The sequence below is a fragment of the Promicromonospora sp. Populi genome, from assembly GCF_041081105.1.
Classification (GTDB): Bacteria; Actinomycetota; Actinomycetes; order Actinomycetales; family Cellulomonadaceae; genus Promicromonospora.
This window is the reverse complement of record NZ_CP163528.1, coordinates 3,181,057-3,203,491: the sequence shown is the minus strand read 5'-3', so window position 1 is coordinate 3,203,491 and position 22,435 is coordinate 3,181,057. Positions and strand designations below refer to the sequence as shown.

Sequence of the window (22,435 nt, the reverse complement as noted above, 5' to 3'; positions counted from 1 at the left end):
GCCCCAGGGCGACCAGCCGCGAGCTACAGCAGCCCAGGCACCTGCGCACCGACCGCGGCCCGGACCTCGTCGGGGAGCTGCGACCAGTCGTCGGCGGTATCCAGGTCGACGGCGGTGCCCGGCCGCTGCACGACGGTTGCGCCCAGCCCGAGCCGGTCCGCCTCGTCGAGGTGCGCCGCGAGCGACCCAACGCCGAACCGAAAACCGAACGTGGCCCGGTCGGCCGGCGCCTCCCCTTCGAACCCGAAGTTTCTCCGCTTTGCGGGCCCTGAAAGCGGAGAAACCTCGGACTCGAAGGGAAGAGCAGCTGACGGGAGGAGCAGGAGGTTGGTGCCCGACCGGTTGCGGTCCGTCGCGATCACCACCGGGGCGTCCTCGGCGAGGATCGCATTGACGTCAGCCGGGGTCAGGGCGGGTAGGTCGGCGTGCGCTATGAGGAGGCGTTGTGGCGCGGCAGGGCTGGCGGGGTCGGCGGGGCCGGCTGCCGACAGCACGCTCCGGGCGTGCTCCAGGGCGGCGTTCAGGCCCGGGCGGTCGGCGGGCTGCTCCAGCACTTCGACGTCGAGCCTCGCCAGGGTCTCCCGCGTGAAGACCGGGTCGGCGGTCACCACGACCACCCGCTCGATCCCGTCGGCGGCCAGCAGCGTCGTCACCACGTGCCGGGCGAGCACCCGCACGAGCCGGCGCCGCGCACCGGCGTCGAGCACCGCGGCCAGCCGCGACTTGCCGGAGACGCCGTCCCGGAGCGGCACCACCGCCGTCGTGCCCCGGACCTGCGCCGGGACCGTGCGGGTCACGCCAGCGCCAGCAGCTCGCGGGCCAGGCGCTCGCGGCCCGGCGGGCCGCCCATGATCGTGTCGGTGACGTGCACCGCCAGGCCGAGGTCGGCGACGGGGCCCGCGAGGGCCGCGTCGCGCTCGTCGATCACCATGACGTCCACCAGGTCCGCGTAGATCCGAGCCACACCCAGGGCGGACACCTCGTGCCCGAGGGACTCCAGGATCTGCGCGGCCGGGCCCTTGATCGCCTGCCCGCCCACGATCGGGCTCACCGCGACGCGCCGGCCTGGGGCAGTGGCGAGCGCGTCGCGGACCCCGCGCACCGCCAGCAGCGGCTCGATCGACAGGAAGGGGTTCGACGGCGCGATCACCACGAGCTCGGCGGCCAGCGCGTCGAGCACACCGGGGGCCGGACTGGCGGCGTCGGCCCCGTCGAAGTGCAGGCCGAGCACGGCGTCCGCGTGCTGGCGGCCCACGAAGTACTCCTGGAACCCGAGCCGGCCCGACGGGGTGTCGACGAGGGTGGCGAGCCGGTCGTCCGTGGCGGGCAGGACCCGTGGGCCCACGCCCATCGCGCGGGCGAGGTGCGTCGTGACGGCGGACAGCGGCTCGCCGTCGTGCAGCCGCGCGGTGCGCACGATGTGGGTGGCGAGGTCGCGGTCGCCGAGCGTGAACCAGGTGTCCTCGCCGAGGTCCTTCAGCGCGGTGAGGGTCGCGTAGGACTCGCCGCGCAGGCCCCAGCCGCGGTCCTCGTCGTTGAGCCCGGCGAGGGTGTACAGGACGGTGTCGATGTCGGGGGAGATGGCTAGGCCGTGGAGCTCGGTGTCGTCGCCGACGTTCACGACGACGGTCAGGGCCGGGCTGTCGGCCTGGTGCGGGGTGCTGGTGGGGGTGCTGTTCGGAACCGCGCCGAGTGCAAGATCGAGGCCGTGCGCGAGCCGCGCACCGCCGACCCCGCCCGCGAGAAGGGTGACGTTCACCAGATGAGCCTACGTCTGGAGCCGGTCAGCCCAGCAGGCTGTCCAGGGCGCCCTCCAGGTTCGCGGCATGACTCCTGGAGCGCGGCAGCATCGTCCGCTCGTAGGCCGCGACTGCCTCGGCCACGGTGGCCGAGCGGGCCAGGGCCAGCGCCAGCTCGCAGGCATCAAGCATGGCGAGGTTGACGCCGACACCGATCGGCGGCATGAGGTGCGCCGCGTCGCCGAGCAGCGTGACCGACGGGTTCTGCGCCCAGATGTGCGGCACCGGCAGCGCGTACAGCGGCCGGTCGACGTACGGGCCGTCGTTGTCGAGGAGAAGCCGGCGCATGCGGGGCGACCAGCCGGAGTAGGTCTTGTCGAGGTGGCTGCGGATGGCTTCCGTGTCGTCGATCCGCAGTCCCGCCGCGGCGATCCAGTCGGCGCGGACGTGCTGCAGGGCGTACACGCGGATGTGCCCGCCGCTGCTGCGCTGGGCGAACAGCGCGCGCCTGCCGTCGCCGGCGTGGGCGTTGCCGTTCCCGACGAGCTCGGCGATCTCGGGATGACGGCGCTCGACGTCGTCGAAATGAGCCTCGAGGAACGTGTTGCCGGTGTAGAGCGGGGTGGCGGCTGACAGGACGGGCCGCACGTGGGAGAACGCCCCGTCCGCGCCGACGACCAGGTCGGCCTGGACCGCAGAACCGTCGGCGAGGTGCAGCTCCCCGGTGGCGGTGACCGAGGTGATCCGCGTGCCCCACTGCACCGTGCCGGGGGCCAGGGAGTCCAGCAGGAGCCCGCGGAGCTGCCCGCGGTCGATCTCCGGGCGGCTCGTGTCGCCCGCCGCGGGGACGTTGCGGGAGCGCAGCACGCCGCGCTTGTCGAGGAAGCGCCACTCCTGGCCCTCCGGGCGGGAGAGGCGGTGAAATCCGTCGATCAGGCCGGCCTCGCGCAGGGCGTGCTGGCCGTCGTGGGTGTCCAGGTCGAGCGATCCGCCCTGGTCCCGGGACTCGGGGCCGGCGTCGCGGTCATACACGGTCACGGCCAGACCGTGCCGCTGCAGGATCCGGGCACAGGTGAGACCGCCGGGGCCGGCTCCGACAACAGCGATCCGGGCATCGCGCGGGTTCGGTGAGATCACGCTGAAACCCTATGAACAAGGGTTGTGCGGGTAGTGCGTGACAAGTGCGCGTCGAACCGGCGCGCGCCAGGGGGCAGTATGGGCACATGGCTGTCTTCGCGTTCTCCGTCGCCCCCATGACCGCAGGCGAGTCCGTCGCCGACCAGGTGGCCGAGGCCGTCCGCATCGTCCGGGAGTCCGGGCTCCCGAACCGGACGACCTCGATGTTCACCGAGATCGAAGGGTCCTGGGACGAGGTGATGCCGGTGATCCAGCGCGCTACCGACTCCGTCGCGCGCGGCGGGCACCGCGTGTCGCTGGTCATCAAGGCGGACATTCGCCCGGGCGCCCCGGCCGGCCAGATCGACAGCAAGATCGCCCGGGTCGAGGAGCGCCTGGCCGACGAGCAGTCGGAGACCGGCCACTCCTGACGGGGCCCTCGGGAGGGCCTGACCGAGTTGTCCGGAAGGGCAAGGCACACCACACCTTCACCGGCGTGTTTCCGGTCTCTTGCCCCCGACCTTTAGGCTAAGGCGGACCGATGCCGCAGGACCCCGGGGAGATCACGAGATGCCACTGTTCGAGGTCGATACCCAGCGGCCGCTTCTCGTCACGTCCGCCAACGGTCCAGACGGCGCCGAACCGGGCCTGAAGACGACGGCCAACCAGGTGGTCGACTCGCACATCGACGGGCTGCTCGGCGAAGAGGTCTTCCCGATCGCGCAGGGTTCCGGCCCGGACGAGCCGCACCTGCTCGCGCTCGACGCCTCGGGCTCGCCCGTCGTGGTGGAGCTCGTCGCCGACCTCGACCGGGCGAACCTCGCCAAGGCGCTCGACCACGCCGGCGCGGCCGGGCGGCTGACGCGGGCGGATCTCGCGGCGCGCTACAGCGGCGGGGCGAACTCGTTCCAGCACGACGTCGCCGCGTTCTACGACACCGTGCCCATCACGCGCACGCAGGCCGGGAAGAACAGCGGCAACGGCGCGCGGCTCATCATCATCTGCCAGAACGCACCCGACGAGATCCTGAACGCCGTCGACTTCCTGCGGCAGCCCACGATGCCCGTCGAGGTGCTGAAGATGGGCGTCGTGAACTCGAACGACGGCCGCAAGTTCCTCGACGTCTCTCCGCTGGTGGTGCACCTTCCGCCCGGTCTGCCCGCGGGGAAGTCGGCGCCGATCGGCGGCACCATCACGAGCTCGCTGAAGGGCTCGGTCAGCACCTCGATGGACACGGGTGTCACCGGTGGCGTCGCGGGTGGGTCCGCGGCCCCCAAGGACGCCTTCGAAGAGGGGGTCAAGGTCGGCTACGCGCTCACGGGCAAGATGCCGGTGGTCGCGCAGGCGCCCCAGCCCCGCTCCGAGCGCGCGGCCCGGCCCGCGGCGTCGTCGGACCGGGCCGACGGCGCCGACAACCCGCCCGCCGGAGCGACCAACGCCGCGACCGGCCTGCGATCGAGCCTGCGCGGGGGCACGCCGCGCGGCACGTCCGAGCGCGCTTCGGGCACCCGGGCGGGCCGTCGCGCCCAGGCCGCCGCGTCCGATGTTCCGCCCCCGCCGCCCAGCGCCCCGAGCCAGAGCGCCCCGAGCTCCCCGAGCAGGGAGCGCACGCCGATCAGCCCGGCCGCCCCCGCGCGCCCCGAAGACTCCCGCCCGACGCCGAGCACCCCGCCGCGGCTGGCCGCGAGCCGGTCCTCGCTGGGTACCGTCGCCGCCCCGGCGCGCACCGAGACCCCGGCCGAGCCGACGCCGTCCGTGCGACGCCGCTCGCGCACCGACCGGTTCTCGGCGTCCGCCCAGCCGGACGAGCCGGCGTCGGCCTACGCACCCTCGGAGCCGACCCCGGCCGCGGGACCGGTGTACCCGCCGGCGCCCGCGCCGCAGCCGGAGGCGGAGGAGAACCTGTGGCAGCCGCCGTCTTACGACGACTCGCCCGCGTACGCCGAGCAGCCGGCGAACGACCCGATCGACTTCGACGAGACCCAGCCCCGGTACAACCCGGCACCCGCGTACAGCACCGAGTCGACCTTCGCACCCGCCGTGCAGGGGTACGGGTACTCCTCGGAGGCGGGCGGCGGCTACAGCGACCAGGGCGGTTACGGCTATGCCGAGCAGCCCGGGTACGAGTCGTCCTACGCGGACACGGCCGCGCCGGTCGCCACGCAGCAGAGCCCCTGGGAGTCCGGCGGATACATGACCGGCCCCGACGACGGTTACGGGCAGCCCGCTTTCACAGGCGACCCCTACCCGTCGAGCGCGCCCGAGGCACCGGCCCGTCCCGTGCCGCCGGGCGAGAGCATCCGGGCCAGCACCCCGATGCTGTTCGAGGAGGAGGACGACCCGGACCTCGAGGCGCTCGCGCGCAGTCTGGGCACACCCACCCGGATCGTGTGGTCGCGGCCGCGGCGCAACCAGCACTTCGAGGCGGTGCTCCTGCCGGACGGCTCCATCGAGCTGGCCAACGGCATCCGCTACCGACACCCGGACTCGGCCGCTACTGCGGCGTCGGGCTCGTACACGGCTGACGGCTGGAGCGTGTGGCGCATCGGCGACACCGGGCCCACGCTGGTGGAGGAGTTCTCGCGCCGGTTCTCCTGACCGGTTAAGGGGGCGGGCGTCAGCCCGACGCGCGCACCACGAGCTCGGGCACAAACGTCTCGGACCCGCCCGGCTCCTCGGCCTGTCGGAGAGCATCGAGCAGCAGGCGCGCCATGGCCGCCGCCATGTCCTCGACGGGCTGCCGCACCGTCGTGAGCGGCGGGTGGGCCTGGGCGGCGACGCTGGAGTCGTCGAACCCCACCACCGCGACGTCGCGGGGCACGTCCCGGCCGGCGGCCCTCAGGGCGGTCGACACGCCGTCGGCCATGAGGTCGTTCGCCGCGAAGACGCCGTCGACGTCGGGCCGGGCGGCCAGCAGCGCCCGGGCGGCGGCCTCGCCGCCGGGGCGCGTGAAGTCCGCGGTGACCACCTCGGGCCGCTCCAGCCCGACGGCGCGCACACCCGCCAGGAACCCCTGGAGCCGCGCGTGCCCGAAGGGCGCGTCGTCCGGCCCCGCGACCATCGCGAGCCGCGTACGGCCGGACCCGGCGAGGTGCTCGGCGGCGAGCCGCCCCCCGGCGGCCTGGTCCAGGTCGACCCAGGCGACCCCTGGCAGGGTGGTGTGGGTGGAGAGCACCAGCGGCACGGAGAGCGCCGCCAGCCGGGCGGGCAGCGGGTCGGCCGAGCTGGACGTGATGAGCAGCACCCCGTCCACGTGCCCCTGCCGCACGTACCGCACCACCTGGTCGTGGGCGGGCGGGTCGGCGGGGATGATCGCGAGGTGGATGTCGCGGGGCCGCAGCACCGTCTGCGCGCCCGCGGTCACCCGGCCCACGTAGGGGTCGGTGAAGAGGCGTTCGAGGAACGGCAGCGGCGAGCGCTGCTCGGGCGGCTCCGACACCACGAGGGCCACCGAACCGGTGCGGCGGGTCACCAGCGACCGGGCCGCGAGGTTCGGCACGTAGCCGGTCTCGTCGATCGCCCGGCTCACTATCTCGACGATCTCGGGGTCCACGGTGGGCACTCCGTTGATCACCCGCGACACGGTCGCGCGCGAGACCCCGGCAACGGAGGCCACAACCTCCAGCGTGGGCCGTCCAGAACGCTCAGGATGCACCGACCCAGTTATACCCCCTCACCCAGGTGCTTTGTCGTGGGCGCGATCGTTGCGAGAAAGTGCCCGTTCTGACCGCAACGATCGCGCCCACAACAAAGGGAGGGGCTATTGGTTATTGATAGACGCGGACGTAGTCCACCAGGAGGCGGGACGGGAAGGGGGTGGTGGCGTCCGGCGGGCCGGGCCAGTCACCGCCGACCGCGAGGTTGAGGATCATGTAGAAGTCGTGGTCGTAGACCCACGGGCCTCGGGTGGACTCCACGGTGTCCCGGTCCGCGTAGAAGACGTCACGGCCGTCGAGCGAGAACTGGATGCCTTCGCTGTCCCACTCGGCTGCCCAGGTGTGGAAGCCTTCCGAGATCTTCGAGCCGTCGGGCAGGGTGTACGCCCCGCCGTAGCCGTTGCCGCCGTTGTACGCCGGAGCGTGCAGGGTGGAGTGGGCGTTGATCGGGTCCTGGCCGATGAACTCCATGATGTCGATCTCCCCGTTGTACGGCCACGGACGGCCGTCCAGGAAGTCGGAGCCCATCATCCAGAACGCCGGCCACAGGCCCCGGCCCTCGGGAAGCTCCACCCGGGCCTCGAACCGGCCGTACTGGGTGTTGAACGTGCCCGAGGTGTTCATGCGGTGCGACGTGTACTGCCGGCCCTGGTTGTCCTCGCGGCGGGCCTCCAGCACAAAGTTGCCCTGGCCGTCGTGGAACCCGTTGCCGCTCGGGGTGTAGACCTCCAGCTCGTTGTTGGCCGGCAGGCCGGGGTCGATGGTCCACTTGCTCGCGTTCGCGGGGGTGCCGGCGGCGGCGTTGAACTCGTCGCTCCACACCAGCTCGAGGTTGTCGAAGTCCGGGTCGGCGGGCTCGGCCGGCGGCGTGTTGGGTGCGCCACCGGTGCCGTAGACCTGGAACTCCCACAGCGAGTAGCCGTAGGGGCCGCTCCGGTCGCGCATGTGCACCCGCACGTGCCGGCCGTCGGCGTCGAGCGGGATGGTCTGCTTGAAGCCGGTACCGCCCGTGGTGGTGTGCACGGTGCGCCAGGTGGTGCCGTCGTCGGACACCTCGATGTCGAACGCGGTGGCGAACGCCGGGTCCCACTGCAGCACCACGCTGCTGATGTGCGCGGCCGCACCGAGGTCGACGGCGATCCAGCCCTCGTCCACCCAGCCCGTGTCGGGGCTGACGGCCCAGCGGCTGGCCGGGTCGAGGTCGAGCGCCTTGTCGGCGGCGCAGAGCCAGCACGTGCCGTCGTGCTGCGAGCTGGAGGCGCTGCCGGCCTTGTTGTACGACAGGAGGGAGGTGTCGCCGGGCAGCACGTCGCCCGGGCCGAAGGCCTGCAGCTCCCACAGGGAGACGCCCCACTGGGTGGCCCGCTGGGTGACCCAGAGGCGCAGGTAGCGGCCGCTGCCGTCGACGTCGAGGTTCTGGTCCCCGCCCGTGCCGGTGGTGGTGGAGTAGATGGTGGACCAGGCGGCGCCGTCGGCCGACGTCTCGATCCGGAAGCCGGACGCGTACGCGGCCTCCCAGTCGAGGACCACCCGGTCGATCGCCTGGACGGAACCCAGGTCGACGCGGATCCACTGGTTGTCGGCGGCGGTGCTGGACCAGCGGGTGCCCGGGTCGCCGTCGACGGCGTTGGCACCCGTGCTCCAGTCGAACTCGGTGCTGGACGTGGTGACCGTCCGGCCCTGGGAGAGCGGCGCGTCGGCGGCTGCTGCGGTGGTGACCTGGGTGAGCACACCCAGGGTGAGGAGGGATGCGGCGGTGGCGGCCGCCGCGAGCAGGCGTAGGTGTCTGCGCATCGGACGTGCTCCTTCGAACGTCGGTAGTGCACATGGGCGAGGGCGAGAGAGCGCTCTCTGGAGCCAGAGTCGCGGACCCGGTGAGCCAGGTCAAGGGTTTCGGCGGAACTTGCTGACTGGCCTGTAAGTGAACGGGCGGCTCAGGGCCGGACGACTACCTTGCCGAACTGGCTGCCCTCGTTCAGCCGGGCCATACCGTCGGCGGCCCGGGCGAGCGACACCTCGGCGTCGATCGCGGGGCGCACACCGGTCCGGGCGCAGAACCGCGCGAGCGCGCCGAGGTCCTCGCGCGAGCCCATCGTGACGCCCTGCACGCGGATCTCCTGAAAGAAGATGCGGGTCAGCTCGGCCGGGGAAGCATCACCCGACGTCGCGCCGCAGACCAGCACCGAGCCGCCGGGGCGGACCGAGCGGATCGAGTGGGACCATGTCGCCTGGCCCACCGACTCCAGCACCGCGTCGACCCGCGCGGGCAGGCGCGCACCGGTCTCCACGGCGCCCGCCGCGCCCAGCGCGACGGCCCGCTCCCGCTTCTCGGCGGACCGCGACGTCACCCAGACCTCCAGGCCGGCCGCCGCACCCAGCGTGACCGCCGCCGTCGCGAGCCCGCCGCCCGCGCCCTGCACCAGCACGCGGTCACCCGGGGTGAGGCCGCCGGCCGTGAACAGCATGTTGTACGCGGTGAGCCACGCCGTGGGCAGGCACGCGGCCTCCTCGAAGGAGAGCTCGGCGGGCTTCGGCACCAGGTTCGCCGTCGGCACCGCCACCCGCTCGGCCAGCGTCCCGGGGTAACGCTCCGAGAGGAGCGAACGCGGTTCCTCCGGCCCGACGCCGTGGCCGTCGCCCCCGATGACGCCGTGCACGATCACCTCGGACCCGTCCGGGGCCACCCCTGCGGCGTCGGTACCGAGGATCATCGGCAGCTGCTGCTCGCGCAAGCCGACGCCGCGCAGCGACCACAGGTCGTGGTGGTTCAGGCTCGCGGCCCGGACGTCCACGGTGGTCCAGTGCTGTGCGGCCTCGGGTTCGGGGCGGTCACCGACCTCCAGGCCGTCGAGCGGGCTGTCGGACGAGAAGCGAGTCACGTAGGCGGCGAGCATGCGGCGACCCTACCCGGGGGTCCCGCCCTGCTCCGCCCACCGGGCCTCGGACTCGGGTGTGCCCACGTCGAACATCCAGGAGATGCCGAACTTGTCGGTGAGCGCCCCGTAGCGGTCGCCCCACGGCGCGACCTCGAACGGCATGACGTTCGAGGCGCCGTCCGACAACTTCTCGAAGGCGGCGGCGACGTAGTCCGTGTCGGCGGAGGAGCCCGTGAGGGCTACCGTGACGCCGCTCGTCGCGGCGGCGTACTCCATGCCGGGCGGGGTGTCGGCGGCCATGATGGTCAGGCCGTTCGGGGTCTCGAGCGAGCCGTGCATGACGAGGTCGTTCACCTCGGGCGGCAGGGGCATCTCCTCGGACGGCATCTCGCCGAACGTGCTGATGTTGAGGTCTCCGCCGAGCACGCTCTGGTAGAAGTTCAGGGCGTCCTTGGCACTGTCCACGAAGCTGAGGTACGGGTTGAGCTTGACCATGACAAGCCTCCTTGCGTGTCGGGTTCTTGACCCAAGTCAACACCCGCACGCACCTGCGACAACCGCAGGAGGCCTACCCGGCCAGGAACTCACCCACCATCGGGCCGATCTGGTCCGCCTCGACCAGGAACCCGTCGTGGCCCACGTCGCTGGTGACGATCCGCAGCGTCTCCGCTCGCGGGATCCACTGCGCGAGCCGCGCGGACTGCGTGGGCGGGAACAGGCGGTCGCTGTCCACCGCCACCACGAGCGCCCGGGCGGTGACCTGGCTGAGCGCCGCCTCGACACCGCCGCGGTCGCGGCCCAGGTCGTGCGACAGCATCGACTCGGTGAGCACCAGGTAGGAGTTGGCGTCGAACCGGCGCGCGAGCTTGTCGCCGTGGTGGTCCAGGTAGGACTGCACGGCGAACCGGCCGCCCGCGAACGGGTCCTCGCCGCCCTGCGGCAGGCGCCCGAAGCGCTGGTCCAGCTCGCGGCTGGACCGGTAGGTCGTGTGCGCGATCTGCCGCGCGATGCCGAGTCCGGTGTGCGGGCCGTCGCCGTCGGCCGCGTCGTAGTAGTCGCCGCCGCGGAAGCGGGGGTCCACGCGGATCGCAGCGAGCTGCGGGTGCGCCCACGCGATCTGGTCCCCGCTGGTCTGGGCGGTGGTGGCGATGGCGGCGACGTTCCGCACCTCGATCCCGGCCTCCGGCCCCAGCAGCGCCCACTCGAGCACCCGCAGGCCGCCCATCGAGGCGCCGATCACGAGCTCCCACGACCGGATGCCGAGCGCACGGGTCAGCGCGATCTCCACGAGCACCTGGTCGCGCGTCGTGACGTAGGGGAACCGGCCGCCCCACGGCAGCCCGTCCTGCGCCGTCGACGACGGGCCAGTGGTGCCCTGACAGCCGCCCAGCACGTTGGGCGCCACCACGAAGTACCGGTCGGTGTCGATGGGCCGGCCCGGGCCGACCATCTGGGCCCACCACCCGTCGGTCACGTGTCCCGGTCCGGCGTCGCCGGTCACGTGCGAGTCGCCAGTAAGGGCGTGCAGCACCAGCACGGCGTTGGAGCCGTCGGCGTTCAGTGTGCCCCACGTCTCGTAGGCCACACGCACGGCGGGCAGCCGCCCGCCGGCCTCCAGGGCGAGCTCGCCGACGTCGGCGAACTGCCGGTGACCGGGGTCGTCGCCCTCCCGCCAGGCGCCGCTCGCGGGGACCGGCGGCTTGCTCCGGGAGCGGGAAGCCTCGACCCGAGGGTCCGGGGATCCGTGAGCGGCCCTCGGGGTGGTGATGGCCATGGCTCCTCCTGCGGATCGGGGTGCTGAGCTCAGGGTGGTGAGCTCGGGCTCGCTGCCTGGTGGGCGGTCGAGGCTTGTGGTCGGGCGATGCTGGTGGGCGGGCGATGTTTTGGCCCGGCGAGGCGCGGGCACGGGACAAGTCTCCCGCGCCCGCGCCAGGTCGGGTCAGGTCGGGTCAGCTTGTCTCGTCGCCCAGAAGGTTCTTGGCGGCGGTGAAGCCGAGCTCCAGGTCGGCCAGGATGTCCTCCACGTTCTCCAGGCCCACCGCGAGGCGGACCAGGCCGGGCGTGACGCCCGACAGGGCCTGCTCGTCCGGGGTGAGCTGCGAGTGCGTGGTGGACGCGGGGTGGATCACGAGCGATCGGACGTCGCCGATGTTCGCCACGTTGGAGTGCAGCTCCAGCGCCGAGACGAAGGCCTGGCCGGCGTCGGCCCCGCCGTCGAGCTCGAAGGCGAGCACCGCGCCCGCGCCCTTGGGGGTGTACTTCTGCGCGTTCTGGTACCAGGGCGAGCTCGGCAGGCCCGCGTAGTGGACCGAGCCCACGTCGTCCCGGGCCTCCAGCCATTCCGCGACGTGCTGGGCGTTGGCGACGTGCCGCTCGATGCGTAGCGACAACGTCTCGATGCCCTGGGCCAGCAGGAAGGCGTTGAACGGCGAGATCGCGGCGCCGAGGTCGCGCAGGAGCTGGACCCGGGCCTTGAGGATGAACGCCAGGTTGGCGCCCAGTGCCGAGCCGACGCCGAGGTCCCGCGCGAAGACCAGGCCGTTGTAGCTCGGGTCGGGCGTGTTGAACCCTGGGAAGCGCTCCGGGTCGGTCGCGTAGTCGAACGTGCCGGCGTCGACGATCACGCCGCCGATCGCGCTGCCGTGGCCGCCCAGGTACTTCGTGGCCGAGTGCACCACGATGTCGGCGCCGAACTCGAACGGGCGGATGAGGTACGGCGTGGCCACCGTGTTGTCGACGACCAGCGGGACGCCCGACTCGTGCGCCACCGCGGCGACACCCTCGATGTTGAGCACGTCGGAGCGCGGGTTCGGGATGGTCTCGCCGAAGAACAGCTTGGTGTTCGGGCGGACGGCGGCGCGCCAGGCGTCGAGGTCGTGCGGGTCGTCCACGAACGTGGTCTCGATGCCGAACTTGGGGAGCGTGTGGTGCAGCAGGTTGTACGTGCCCCCGTACAGGCTCGCGGAGGCGACGACGTGGTCGCCCGCCTCGGCGATGTTGAGGATCGCGAGGGACTCGGCGGCCTGGCCCGAGGCCACCAGGAGCGCGCCGACGCCGCCCTCCAGGCTCGCGATGCGGTCCTCCACCACCTGCTGCGTGGGGTTGCCGATGCGGGTGTAGATGGGGCCGAGGTCCTTCAGGGCGAACCGGTCCGCCGCGACCCCGGCGTCGGGGAACACGAACGACGTGGTCTGGTAGATCGGCAGCGCACGTGCGCCCGTGGTGGGATCCGGCTGCTGGCCGGCGTGGATCTGGCGGGTCTCGAACGACCACTGGGGCTGAGTCATGGCTCTCCTGCTTCCTGTTGATGGTGGCGTCTATCTGGCGGAACTGACCGAGACGTGCCGCGGCACGGCCCCCAGGGGCCTGCACATCAGGAGGTGGGTCCGCGGCGGGTTAGCGCGCACGCGGTGGTTCGGCCGAGCGGCCGAAGGGCAGGCGAACGTGCGCTAGCTCAGCAACAACACATTCGACGAGTCATGTGGTGACCGTAGACGGCCTTCAGCGCCTCCGAAAGGCGTGTCTTATATCGTGAGATGCGAAAATGAGACGGAATTCGAGCCGGGTGGGCGTTCGCCCTCGGCAGACCGCAGACCCACAGGTAGCGCGGATCGGCCGTCTGGGCCACATTGGACGGTGACACGGGAGTGATTCACAAGATCTGTGCAAGGCGACACGCCGGAACGATGCGGATCGGAAAGAGGATCATGGGACGCATCCGAGGTCTGGACGGTTCGGGCGGTCACGCCGGGGTGCTGGCGATCCGTGTGGTCGGAGCGGGGCTGCTCGCGCTCGGCCTGGTGATCCCGTGGGGTCCGGTAGCCGAGGCGGAGCCGCCCGCCGATCCGCCCAGTGCGCAGGAGGCCCAGACGGCCCGGGACGCCGTGGCCGCCGGGACGCTCGACGTGCGGCAGGCCCAGTCCGCGCTCGACACGCTCCGGTCGCAGCTCGACGCCGCGCAGGTGCGCGTGCAGGTCGCGGCGGCCGACTACGCCGAGGCGCAGGAGTCCGTCGGGCGGGCCGAGCGGAGGGTGGCCGCCGCCCGCAGCGCGGCCGAGAAGGCCAGCAAGGGCGAGTCGGTGGCGCGGGCCGGCCTGGCCGAGGTGTACCGGGCCTCGGCGCGCGACGCAGACATGGGTTCCCTGGGCGTCGCCCTCGAGGCCGACTCCATCCCCGACCTGGTGGGCCGCAGCTCGGCGGAACGTGCAGTGCAGCGCAAGCTCGGCGGCGCCCTCGCCGCATACCAGGACGCGCGCGCCTCCTCGGAGTCCGCCGACGCCCGGTGGACGGCCGCGAAGGCGGAGCTCGACGCGGCGGCCGAGCAGGCCGAGGCGGCCTTTGATACCGCCCAGGCGGCGGCCGCCGACCTCACGGCGCGCACGCAGGCCGCCGAGGTCGAGCGGACGGCCCTGGTCGAGCGGCTCGCGCACCTGCGGCAGACCAGCGTTGCGATCGAGCGGGAGCGGGAGGCGGCCCGGGCTGCCGCCGCGGCGGCAGCCCGGGAGGCCGCCGCGCAGGCGGAGCTCGACCGGCAGCGGGCCCGGGACGAGGCGGCGGCCGAGGCCCAGGCCCAGGCCCAGGGTGCCGGGGGGTACGTCGCGCGGGGGGCGAGCGGCGGGCCGGCTCCGCGCCGGTGCCCGTACCTGCACCTGAGCCCGTCGGACCGCCGACCTCGGGTGTGTCCGTCGGGTCGAACGGCCGGGGGCTGGGTGCGGTGGCCTGGGCCCGCGCCAGGATCGGCGCGCCCTATCTGCTCGGCGCGGCAGGCCCGACGTCGTACGACTGCTCGGGTCTGACGATGATGTCGTGGGCGAGCCAGGGGGTGAGCATCACGCGGACTTCGCGGTCGCAGTACCTGGCGGTCGGCAAGGTGGACTACGGGTCGCTGCGGCCCGGGGACCTGATCTTCTACGGTTCGGACCCGAGCGACCCGTCGTCGATCTATCACGTGGCCATGTACACGGGCGACGGCATGATGATCGAGGCGACGCTGCCGGGGTACCCGCTCTCCGAGAACCCGCTGCGCCTGGCGGGCGCGATGCCCTACGCGGGCCGCCCGTAGGCGGCCCGCACAGGATCAGTGCTTGGCGTAGTAGCCGGTGTCCTCGGCGCGCTGGATCGAGCGAACGATCTCGGCCTCGGCGTCGGAGCGGCCCACCCAGTGGGCACCTTCGACGGACTTGCCCGGCTCGAGGTCCTTGTAGACCTCGAAGAAGTGCTGGATCTCCAGGCGGTGGAAGTCCGAGACGTCGTCGATGTCCTGGCGCCACGCGGCGCGCTGGTCACCGGTCGGTACGCAGAGCACCTTGTCGTCGCCGCCGGCCTCGTCGCGCATGCGGAACATGCCGAGCGCGCGGCACTTGATCAGGCAGCCGGGGAACGTGGGCTCCTCCAGCAGGACGAGCGCGTCCAGGGGGTCGCCGTCCTCACCGAGGGTGCCCTCGATGAAGCCGTAGTCGTCCGGGTAGCGCGTCGAGGTGAAGAGCATGCGGTCGAGGCGGATGCGTCCGGTCTCGTGATCCACCTCGTACTTGTTCCGCTGACCCTTGGGGATCTCGATCGTGACGTCGAACTCCACGCCGATGTGCTCCAGTTCTCGAAGATGGTCGCCGAAGTGTCTTGACCTCGGCGGCGGCCTTGCGCCCGTCCAGTGTGCCATGTGTCGTGTTCCCGGACCGTTGGCTGTGGTCAGCGCCACTCTCCTGGTTCGGCATAATTCGCAGCAGGCGCCGAGCGTGGGGGGATCCCGTGCGCGAGCGGGTGAAATTTCCCGCGAGTTTCCGCTGCCGCACCCGTCGCGTGGTTTGCCGCCACTAGAGTTGGTTATGGCTCTTACATGACGATCGAGAGGATGCCCATGGAGTGGGGGTTGCGCTCCGGCGCTGCCATCGCCGCGGTCGTCGCAGTGTTCGGCGGCTACCTGGTCGCCGACTCGTACGACGTCGTTCCCGGCATGCTCACCACAGCCGCCCCGTGGCCCCAGCCCAGCCCCTTCCCGTCCGCGCCCGGCGCCGTCGAGGGACCTGATCCCGCCGCGCTCCTCACCGAGCTCCCGGACGACGCGCCGATCCCGGACAGCATCGAGATGCAGCGCCTGGTGACCAGCCTGGCCAACGACGACCGGCTCGGCTCACGCATCGGCGTGGTGGTCGCCGACGGGAGCTCGGGCGAGGTGCTCGGCTCGTCCAGCCCGGACCAGCTCATGACCCCCGCGTCCACGCAGAAGCTGTTCACCGGCGTCGCAGCGCTCTCGTCGTCGTCCCTGGCGAGCTCGACCCTGGACACCAGGGCCGTCCTCGTGGACGACAACACGGTGGTGCTGGTCGGCGGCGGCGACATGATGCTCTCAGAGGGCGCGGGCGACCCGGACGCGGTCAACGGCCGGGCCGGCCTGGCCGACCTCGCACAACAGGTCGCCGCCAAGGTGCTGGTCACGGGCACCACCGAGGTGCGGGTCGCGCTCGACGACACGCTCTTCACCGGCGACGACGTCGCGCCGACCGTCGCGACCCCCGACATCGCGGCGGGCTACATCGCGCCGGTCTCGTCCGTCGGGATCAACGTCGGCCTGCTCTCCGACGAGTACACCGACAACGGCCCCCGCGCGTCCAACCCAGGCAGCTACGCCGCCGAAGCCTTCTCCGCGGCCCTCGAGGAGCAGGGGCTCACGACCGTCGGCGCCGTGGTCGACGCGAACGCCCCGGACGACGCGCTCCTGCTCGGCGAGGTCAGCTCCGCCCCGCTCGCCGAGGTCGTCGGGTTCGCCATGCAGTACTCCGACAACACGATCACCGAGGTCCTGGGGCGCCTCGTCGCCGTGGACGCCGGCCTGCCCGGCTCCAACGACGGCGCTACGCAGGCCGTGATCGCGAGCGCGCAGCGGCTCGGCATCGACATGACGGGCGCCCGGCTGCGGGACTGCTCCGGTCTCGGGGACGGCTCGTACCTGGGCGCACAGCAGCTGGTGGACCTGCTCGAGGTGATGGTCGACCCCGAGCAACCGGAGCTGCGCAGCGACGCCGCCGGCATGCCGATCGCCGGCCTGACCGGGACGCTCGCCAGCAGGTTCACGGGCACGAACCCCGCCCGGGGCCTGGCCCGCGCCAAGACCGGCAGCCTCCCCAGAGTGCGTGCGCTCGCCGGGACGGTCGTCACGGCCGACAACCGGCTCCTCGTCTTCTCGATCCTCGCCGACGCGATCCCGGCCAACCAGTCAGTGGGCGCCACGTCGATCTACGACGGCTTCGTCGGTGACCTCGCGGCGTACTCGGTCCAGGGCTGACGTGCCGCCGTCGGCGACAGTTACCGTGGTCCGGTGACCCAGGCCTCCACAGCCCCGCAGGTAGTCGACTGGTCGGCGGCAGCACAGATCGCCGGGCGGCTCGCCGCCCCCGGGCCGCAAGCCCCCCGGGACGAGCTGGCCGCCCTGGTGGGTGGTCTGCGCGAGGCGGCGGGGGACGCCGTCGGGCCCGTGCTGGAGACCACCGGCATGACGCCGGCCGCGCCGGGTGATCCGGGTGCAGGCGGCGGCACGACGCTGAGCCCGGTCGCGGTGGTGGACCGGGCGACCTGGGCCCGGGCCAACACGCAGTCGATGGCGGTCATGACCGACGGGATCCGCGCGGTCGTCGCCGAGGTGTCCAAGGGGGCCACCTCGCCCGGCGCCCAGATCGCCGGCGCCGCCGAGATCGGGGCCGTCCTCGCGCTGCTCAGCGGGCGGGTGCTGGGTCAGTTCGACCCCTACACCGGGTCTGGCCGGCTCCTGCTCGTGGCGCCCAACGTGTTCCAGGCGGAGCAGGCGCTGCGTGTCCCGGTGCGCGACTTCCGCCTGTGGGTGTGTCTGCACGAGCAGACGCACGCCCTGCAGTTCGCCGCGGCGCCCTGGCTCGCGGAACACCTCGGCGACCGCACGCGGGGCCTGGTTGCGGGCATGGCCCGGACCTCGGCGGAGCTGGCCAAGGCCCGGTTCGACAAGAAGATCGTCGCCATCGGGCGGAACGTGCTCGCCACCCTGCGGGGTGAGAACGGGACCCTGCTGGACGGCATGCTTGACCACGAGCAGAAGGAGGAGCTCGCCGACATCACCGCCGTCATGGCGCTCCTGGAGGGGCACGCGGACGTGATGATGGACGCCGTCGGGCCGCGGGTGGTGCCGTCCGTGCGCCGCATCCGCGCGCGGTTCGAGCGGCGTCGCGACGGCGAGGGGCGCACCACCTTCGACGTGGTGGTGCAGAAGCTGCTCGGGATGGACGCGAAGCTCGCGCAGTACCGCGACGGTGCCGTGTTCGTGCGCGCCGTGGAGCGGTCGGTAGGCCGCGACGGGCTCAACGCCGTGTGGGCCGCCCCCGAGAACCTGCCGACCGCCCGCGAGATCGCCGACGCCCGGGCCTGGGTGCGGAGGGTGCACGGATGACACAGGGTGCACGGATGAGCCGGGGCAACTGACTGTGGCCCGGGTCGACCCCGCCGTCGCCGCCGCCCGGAACGCGGTCCGGGCGGAGCTGGCCGGGCTCGGCCCGGACGGCGTGGTGCTGGTCGCCTGCTCCGGCGGTGCGGACAGCCTCGCGCTCGCCGCGGTGCTCGCGTTCGAGGCCCGGCGGGTCGGTCGCTCGGTGCGGTCGCGCGGGCACACCGTCCGGGCGGGCGCAGTGGTCGTGGACCACGGCCTGCAGGCCGGGTCCGCCGACGTCGCCGAGCGGGCCGCCGAGCAGTGCCGGTCGCTCGGGCTGGACCCGGTCCTGATCCGCCGGACCGGGCCCATGCTCGACGACGGCGGGCCGGAGGCGGCCGCCCGGGGCGCCCGGTACACCGCGCTGGCGGCGGCCGCAGGGGAGACCGGCGCGGCCCTGGTGCTGCTCGGGCACACCCTCGACGACCAGGCGGAACAGGTGCTGCTCGGGCTCGCCCGGGGCGCCGGGGCGCGCTCGCTGGCGGGGATGCCGCGCGCGCGGGGAATCTTCCGCCGGCCGTTCCTGGGCCTGCGGCGGGCGCAGACCGAGGCGGTGTGCGCGGCGTCGGGCCTGGAGTTCTGGACGGACCCGACCAACCTGCTGCCGGACGACGCCCGGTCCCCGCGACCGCAGGGTCGGGGCGGGGCGCCGTTCACGCCGCTGCGCTCGCAGGTGCGGGGGCGGCTGCTGCCCGTGCTGGAGGAGACGCTGGGCCCGGGCGTCGTCGAGGCCCTGGGCCGCACCGCAGACCAGCTCCGCGACGACGCGGACGCCCTGGAAGCCCTAGCGGCCGACCTCCTGGAAGAGGCGCAGGTTCCCGACCGCCCTGGAGAGACGGTCATTGATGTCGCTGTGCTTGAGGGGGCGCCGGCGGCGGTTCGGCGGCGGGCGCTGCGGATGGCCGCGCTCGGCGCGGGGTGTCCACCGACCGACACCACCGCGCGGCACGTCGACGCGCTGGACGCGCTCGTCGTGTCGTGGGCCGGCCAAGGACCCGTCCACCTCCCGAACGGCGCACAGGCCCGTCGCGCGTATGGCAGGCTTTTCCTGCGCGCCGCGCCGCCGGGGATCCCGGACGGCAAGACCGGCGTCCTGCCCCCCAGCGCAACCCAGGAGTGACTTGTGGACCAGTCCGACGTCGGCCCCGATCTCGCAGAGATCCTGCTCTCCGAGGAACAGCTCACCAAGAAGCTCGACGAGATGGCTGCCCAGATCGACGCGGACTACGCGGGCAAGGACCTGCTCCTGGTCGGCGTGCTCAAGGGCGCGGTGATGGTCATGGCCGACCTGTCCCGCCGTCTGCACCACAAGGCGCAGATGGACTGGATGGCGGTGTCCTCGTACGGCTCGGGCACCAAGTCCTCCGGCGTGGTCCGCATCCTCAAGGACCTCGACTCGGACCTGACCGGTCGTAATGTGCTGATCGTCGAGGACGTCATCGACTCGGGCCTCACGCTGTCCTGGCTGGTGTCGAACCTGCGCTCGCGCGGACCGGAGTCCGTCGAGATCGCCTCGATGCTGCGCAAGCCGGACGCGGCGCAGGCGGACGTGGACGTGAAGTACCTGGGCTTCGACATCCCCAACGAGTTCGTCGTGGGCTACGGCCTGGACTACGCGGAGAACTATCGGAACCTGCCGTTCGTTGCCACCCTGGCACCGCACGTCTACGGCGGCTGACGAAGACTTAAGTTCCTCTACGCTGCTCGACACCGCGGTGCCCGTCCCGGGCGGTTCGTCACATCCGGGCCAGGTGTGCTTTAGGCATGTGGTCCAGGCATCACATGCTCTGGGCGAACACCCGGGGCTCCTGTCAGGGAGACCATGTAGTTTCGACGGAAACATACTGCGCGAGCGGAGGGAAACGGGGCTCGGTCCCCGTCGCCGATGAACATCAAGAAGCTTCTGAGTGGGCCCGTCATCTGGATCCTGGTCGCCTTGGTCGTGGTGACGCTGGCCATCTCGGCACTGAACCAGCCCAATGTCTCGCGAATCGAGACATCACAGGGAATCGAGCTGCTGAACGGCAGCACAGTCGAGCACGCCCTCATGGTCGACGGTGAGCAGCGGGTCGAGCTTGAGCTCTCCGACGCGTACTCGTCGACCGAGGGTGAGGGCGACGCCGCCGAGGAGGTCGACCACGGCACGACCGTGGAGTTCTTCTACACCCTGCCCCAGGGGCAACGGATCGAGGACGCGATAGTGGCGTCGGACCCGGCGAACGGGTTCGACTCGGAGGTGCCGCAGCCCAGCTTCTGGTCCTCCATGCTGTCCGTCCTGATCCCGTTCCTGCTGATCGGCGTCGTGTTCTGGTTCCTGCTCTCGCGGGCCCAGGGCGGCGGCAGCCGGGGGGTCATGGGCTTCGGCAAGTCCAAGGCCAAGCTGGCCAGCAAGGACACCCCGCAGGTGACCTTCGCCGACGTCGCCGGCGCGGACGAGGCGGTGGAGGAGCTTCAGGAGATCAAGGAGTTCCTCGCCGAGCCGGCCAAGTTCCAGGCCGTCGGCGCCAAGATCCCCAAGGGCGTGCTGCTCTACGGCCCGCCCGGTACGGGTAAGACGCTGATCGCGCGCGCCGTCGCCGGTGAGGCCGGTGTGCCGTTCTACTCGATCTCCGGCTCGGACTTCGTCGAGATGTTCGTCGGTGTCGGCGCCAGCCGTGTCCGCGACCTGTTCGAGCAGGCCAAGCAGAACTCGCCGGCGATCATCTTCGTGGACGAGATCGACGCCGTCGGCCGCCACCGCGGTGCCGGCATGGGCGGCGGGCACGACGAGCGCGAGCAGACGCTGAACCAGATGCTCGTCGAGATGGACGGCTTCGACGTCAAGACGAACGTCATCCTCATCGCCGCGACCAACCGTCCCGACATCCTCGACCCGGCGCTGCTGCGCCCGGGCCGCTTCGACCGCCAGGTCGCCGTCGAGGCCCCCGACCTCAAGGGCCGCGAGGCGATCCTCCACGTGCACTCGCAGGGCAAGCCGATGGTCCCCGAGGTCGACCTCGAGGCCGTGGCCCGCCGCACGCCCGGCTTCACGGGTGCGGACCTGGCGAACGTGCTCAACGAGGGCGCGCTGCTCACCGCACGTAGCGGCGCGCAGCTCATCGACGACCGCGCCCTGGACGAGGCTATCGACCGCGTGATCGCCGGCCCGCAGAAGCGCACGCGGGTCATGAACGTCAAGGAGCAGAAGATCACGGCGTACCACGAGGGCGGGCACGCCCTCGTCGCCGCGGCGATGCGCTACACGGACCCCGTGACCAAGGTCACGATCCTGCCGCGTGGCCGGGCGCTGGGCTACACCATGGTCATGCCGCTCGAGGACAAGTACTCGACCACGCGCAACGAGCTGCTCGACCAGCTCGCGTACGCGATGGGCGGCCGGGTGGCCGAGGAGCTCGTGTTCCACGACCCCACGACGGGCGCCTCGAACGACATCGAGAAGGCCTCGGCCATTGCCCGCAAGATGGTCACGGAGTACGGCATGAGTGACGCCGTCGGTGCCATCAAGCTCGGCACGAGCGCCGGCGAGCCGTTCCTGGGCCGGGACTACGGGCACGAGCGGGACTACTCTGAGTCCGTCGCGAGCACCATCGACGCCGAGGTGCGCAAGCTGGTCGAGGCCGCGCACGACGAGGCGTGGGAGGTGCTGAGCCAGTACCGCGACGTGCTCGACGAGCTGGTGCTGGGTCTGCTCGAGAAGGAGACGCTGAACCAGAAGGAGCTCGCGGAGGTCTTCCGGAACGTCGAGAAGCGACCCGCGCGTGACGTCTGGCTGTCCAGCGAGCAGCGCACCGTGCACACCCGCGGCCCGGTGCTCACGCCCAAGGAGCTGGCGGCCCAGAACGGGCACTCCACCGTGCCGCAGGACGAGGCGGTGCTGGACGTGGCGACGCCGTCGGACGTCGCTCCGACCGACTCGCCGAACTGAGCAGTGACGAAGACCGGAGTACCACGATGACCGACGGGGCAGCCACCCGCCTTTCGGCGCCCGCGCGGCGTGCGGCGGACATTCCGCCGTACGACGCCGCGCGGGCCGAGGCGGCGGTGCGCGAGCTTCTCATCGCCGTCGGCGAGGACCCGGCGCGGGAGGGCCTGCGGGAGACCCCGGCCCGGGTTGCCCGGGCGTACCGGGAGATCTTCGCCGGCCTGCGGCAGGAGCCCGAGGACGTGCTGACCACCACCTTCGACCTCGGGCACGAGGAGATGGTGCTGGTCAAGGACATCGAGGTCTACTCCACCTGCGAGCACCACCTGGTGCCGTTCCACGGCGTGGCGCACGTGGGGTACATCCCGAACGTCGACGGCCGCATCACCGGGCTGAGCAAGCTGGCCCGCCTGGTGGAGGTCTTCGCCCGGCGTCCCCAGGTCCAGGAGCGGATGACCACGCAGATCGCCGACTCCCTGGTGCGGATCCTCGAGCCGCGCGGTGTGCTCGTGGTGGTCCAGTGCGAGCACCTGTGCATGTCCATGCGCGGTGTCCGCAAGGCCGGTTCGCGCACCATCACCTCCGCGGTGCGCGGGGTCATGCGTGACGGCGCCACCCGAGCCGAGGCGATGAGCCTCATCCTCGGGAAGTGACCATGTCTTCCACCGGGCGCCGTC

At 72.2% G+C, this 22,435-nt stretch carries 20 protein-coding genes; 10 read left to right on the top strand and 10 right to left on the bottom strand.

All coding sequences use genetic code 11. The annotated features are described in order from the left end of the window. Positions 1–23: 23 nt before the first annotated feature. From AB1046_RS14450 to AB1046_RS14440, 3 genes are read right to left on the bottom strand one after another with little or no spacing between them, the layout of a single operon-like run. Positions 24–797, bottom strand: coding sequence for an NTP transferase domain-containing protein (locus AB1046_RS14450; protein ID WP_369370004.1), 774 nt, complete (start codon positions 795–797; stop codon positions 24–26). Further along, positions 794–1,759, bottom strand: coding sequence for a 2-phospho-L-lactate transferase (gene cofD, locus AB1046_RS14445; RefSeq protein WP_369370003.1), 966 nt, complete (start codon positions 1,757–1,759; stop codon positions 794–796). The genes AB1046_RS14450 and cofD overlap by 4 nt, the downstream gene beginning before the upstream one ends. Before the next feature lie 25 nt (positions 1,760–1,784). Next, positions 1,785–2,876, bottom strand: a complete 1,092-nt coding sequence (locus AB1046_RS14440) for an FAD-dependent oxidoreductase (RefSeq protein ID WP_369370002.1) — start codon at positions 2,874–2,876, stop codon at positions 1,785–1,787. Positions 2,877–2,962: 86 nt separating this feature from the next. On the opposite strand from AB1046_RS14440, the gene AB1046_RS14435 reads away from it, so the two are divergent. Both AB1046_RS14435 and AB1046_RS14430 read left to right on the top strand, forming a co-directional pair. Beyond that, positions 2,963–3,286 carry an MTH1187 family thiamine-binding protein gene (locus tag AB1046_RS14435; RefSeq protein ID WP_369370001.1) on the top strand — a complete coding sequence of 108 codons (324 nt, stop codon included), beginning with the start codon at positions 2,963–2,965 and terminating at the stop codon, positions 3,284–3,286. Between the two features lie 139 nt (positions 3,287–3,425). Beyond that, complete coding sequence (locus AB1046_RS14430) at positions 3,426–5,453, top strand: hypothetical protein (protein WP_369370000.1); 2,028 nt, start codon at positions 3,426–3,428, stop codon at positions 5,451–5,453. Positions 5,454–5,472: 19 nt separating this feature from the next. Here the strand turns inward: AB1046_RS14430 and AB1046_RS14425 are convergent, their stop codons facing one another. The 6 genes from AB1046_RS14425 to AB1046_RS14400 all read right to left on the bottom strand — a co-directional run bounded on the left by AB1046_RS14425 (position 5,473) and on the right by AB1046_RS14400 (position 12,674). Beyond that, positions 5,473–6,471 (bottom strand): LacI family DNA-binding transcriptional regulator, encoded by a 999-nt coding sequence (locus AB1046_RS14425; protein WP_369369999.1) that lies wholly within the window; start codon positions 6,469–6,471, stop codon positions 5,473–5,475. A 151-nt stretch (positions 6,472–6,622) separates the two neighbouring features. Next, a complete protein-coding gene (locus AB1046_RS14420) occupies positions 6,623–8,305 on the bottom strand; it encodes a discoidin domain-containing protein (RefSeq protein ID WP_369369998.1) in 1,683 nt (560 codons plus the stop codon). A gap of 140 nt (positions 8,306–8,445) precedes the next feature. Beyond that, positions 8,446–9,405: a zinc-binding dehydrogenase gene (locus tag AB1046_RS14415; RefSeq protein ID WP_369369997.1), complete on the bottom strand. Its 960-nt coding sequence runs from the start codon at positions 9,403–9,405 to the stop codon at positions 8,446–8,448. Positions 9,406–9,414: 9 nt separating this feature from the next. Then, the gene (locus AB1046_RS14410) at positions 9,415–9,882 is read right to left on the bottom strand and encodes a VOC family protein (RefSeq protein ID WP_369369996.1); all 468 of its coding nucleotides are present in this window, start codon (positions 9,880–9,882) and stop codon (positions 9,415–9,417) included. A gap of 73 nt (positions 9,883–9,955) precedes the next feature. After that, complete coding sequence (locus AB1046_RS14405; protein ID WP_369369995.1) at positions 9,956–11,161, bottom strand: homoserine O-acetyltransferase; 1,206 nt, start codon at positions 11,159–11,161, stop codon at positions 9,956–9,958. A 175-nt stretch (positions 11,162–11,336) separates the two neighbouring features. Then, complete coding sequence (locus tag AB1046_RS14400; RefSeq protein WP_369369994.1) at positions 11,337–12,674, bottom strand: bifunctional o-acetylhomoserine/o-acetylserine sulfhydrylase; 1,338 nt, start codon at positions 12,672–12,674, stop codon at positions 11,337–11,339. 420 nt (positions 12,675–13,094) lie between these two features. Here AB1046_RS14400 and AB1046_RS14395 point away from each other — a divergent pair, with 420 nt between their 5' ends. Together AB1046_RS14395 and AB1046_RS14390 are read left to right on the top strand one after the other, a co-directional pair. After that, entirely contained in the window at positions 13,095–14,183 is a 1,089-nt protein-coding gene (locus tag AB1046_RS14395) for a hypothetical protein (protein WP_369369993.1), read from the top strand. Positions 14,184–14,185: 2 nt separating this feature from the next. Beyond that, a complete protein-coding gene (locus AB1046_RS14390; RefSeq protein ID WP_369369992.1) occupies positions 14,186–14,449 on the top strand; it encodes a C40 family peptidase in 264 nt (87 codons plus the stop codon). 15 nt (positions 14,450–14,464) lie between these two features. On the opposite strand, the gene AB1046_RS14385 is transcribed toward AB1046_RS14390, so the two are convergent. After that, the gene (locus AB1046_RS14385) at positions 14,465–14,965 is read right to left on the bottom strand and encodes an inorganic diphosphatase (protein WP_253870651.1); all 501 of its coding nucleotides are present in this window, start codon (positions 14,963–14,965) and stop codon (positions 14,465–14,467) included. A gap of 258 nt (positions 14,966–15,223) precedes the next feature. On the opposite strand from AB1046_RS14385, the gene dacB reads away from it, so the two are divergent. The 6 genes from dacB to folE all read left to right on the top strand — a co-directional run bounded on the left by dacB (position 15,224) and on the right by folE (position 22,411). Then, entirely contained in the window at positions 15,224–16,669 is a 1,446-nt protein-coding gene (gene dacB, locus AB1046_RS14380; RefSeq protein WP_369369991.1) for a D-alanyl-D-alanine carboxypeptidase/D-alanyl-D-alanine-endopeptidase, read from the top strand. 33 nt (positions 16,670–16,702) lie between these two features. Then, positions 16,703–17,800 carry a zinc-dependent metalloprotease gene (locus AB1046_RS14375; protein ID WP_369369990.1) on the top strand — a complete coding sequence of 366 codons (1,098 nt, stop codon included), beginning with the start codon at positions 16,703–16,705 and terminating at the stop codon, positions 17,798–17,800. Positions 17,801–17,834: 34 nt separating this feature from the next. Beyond that, a complete protein-coding gene (gene tilS, locus AB1046_RS14370) occupies positions 17,835–18,956 on the top strand; it encodes a tRNA lysidine(34) synthetase TilS (protein WP_369369989.1) in 1,122 nt (373 codons plus the stop codon). Positions 18,957–18,959: 3 nt separating this feature from the next. Next, complete coding sequence (gene hpt / locus AB1046_RS14365; protein WP_369369988.1) at positions 18,960–19,514, top strand: hypoxanthine phosphoribosyltransferase; 555 nt, start codon at positions 18,960–18,962, stop codon at positions 19,512–19,514. Positions 19,515–19,721: 207 nt separating this feature from the next. Further along, a complete protein-coding gene (gene ftsH / locus AB1046_RS14360) occupies positions 19,722–21,761 on the top strand; it encodes an ATP-dependent zinc metalloprotease FtsH (RefSeq protein WP_369369987.1) in 2,040 nt (679 codons plus the stop codon). A 26-nt stretch (positions 21,762–21,787) separates the two neighbouring features. Continuing rightward, a complete protein-coding gene (folE, locus tag AB1046_RS14355) occupies positions 21,788–22,411 on the top strand; it encodes a GTP cyclohydrolase I FolE (RefSeq protein WP_369369986.1) in 624 nt (207 codons plus the stop codon). Positions 22,412–22,435 lie beyond the last annotated feature (24 nt).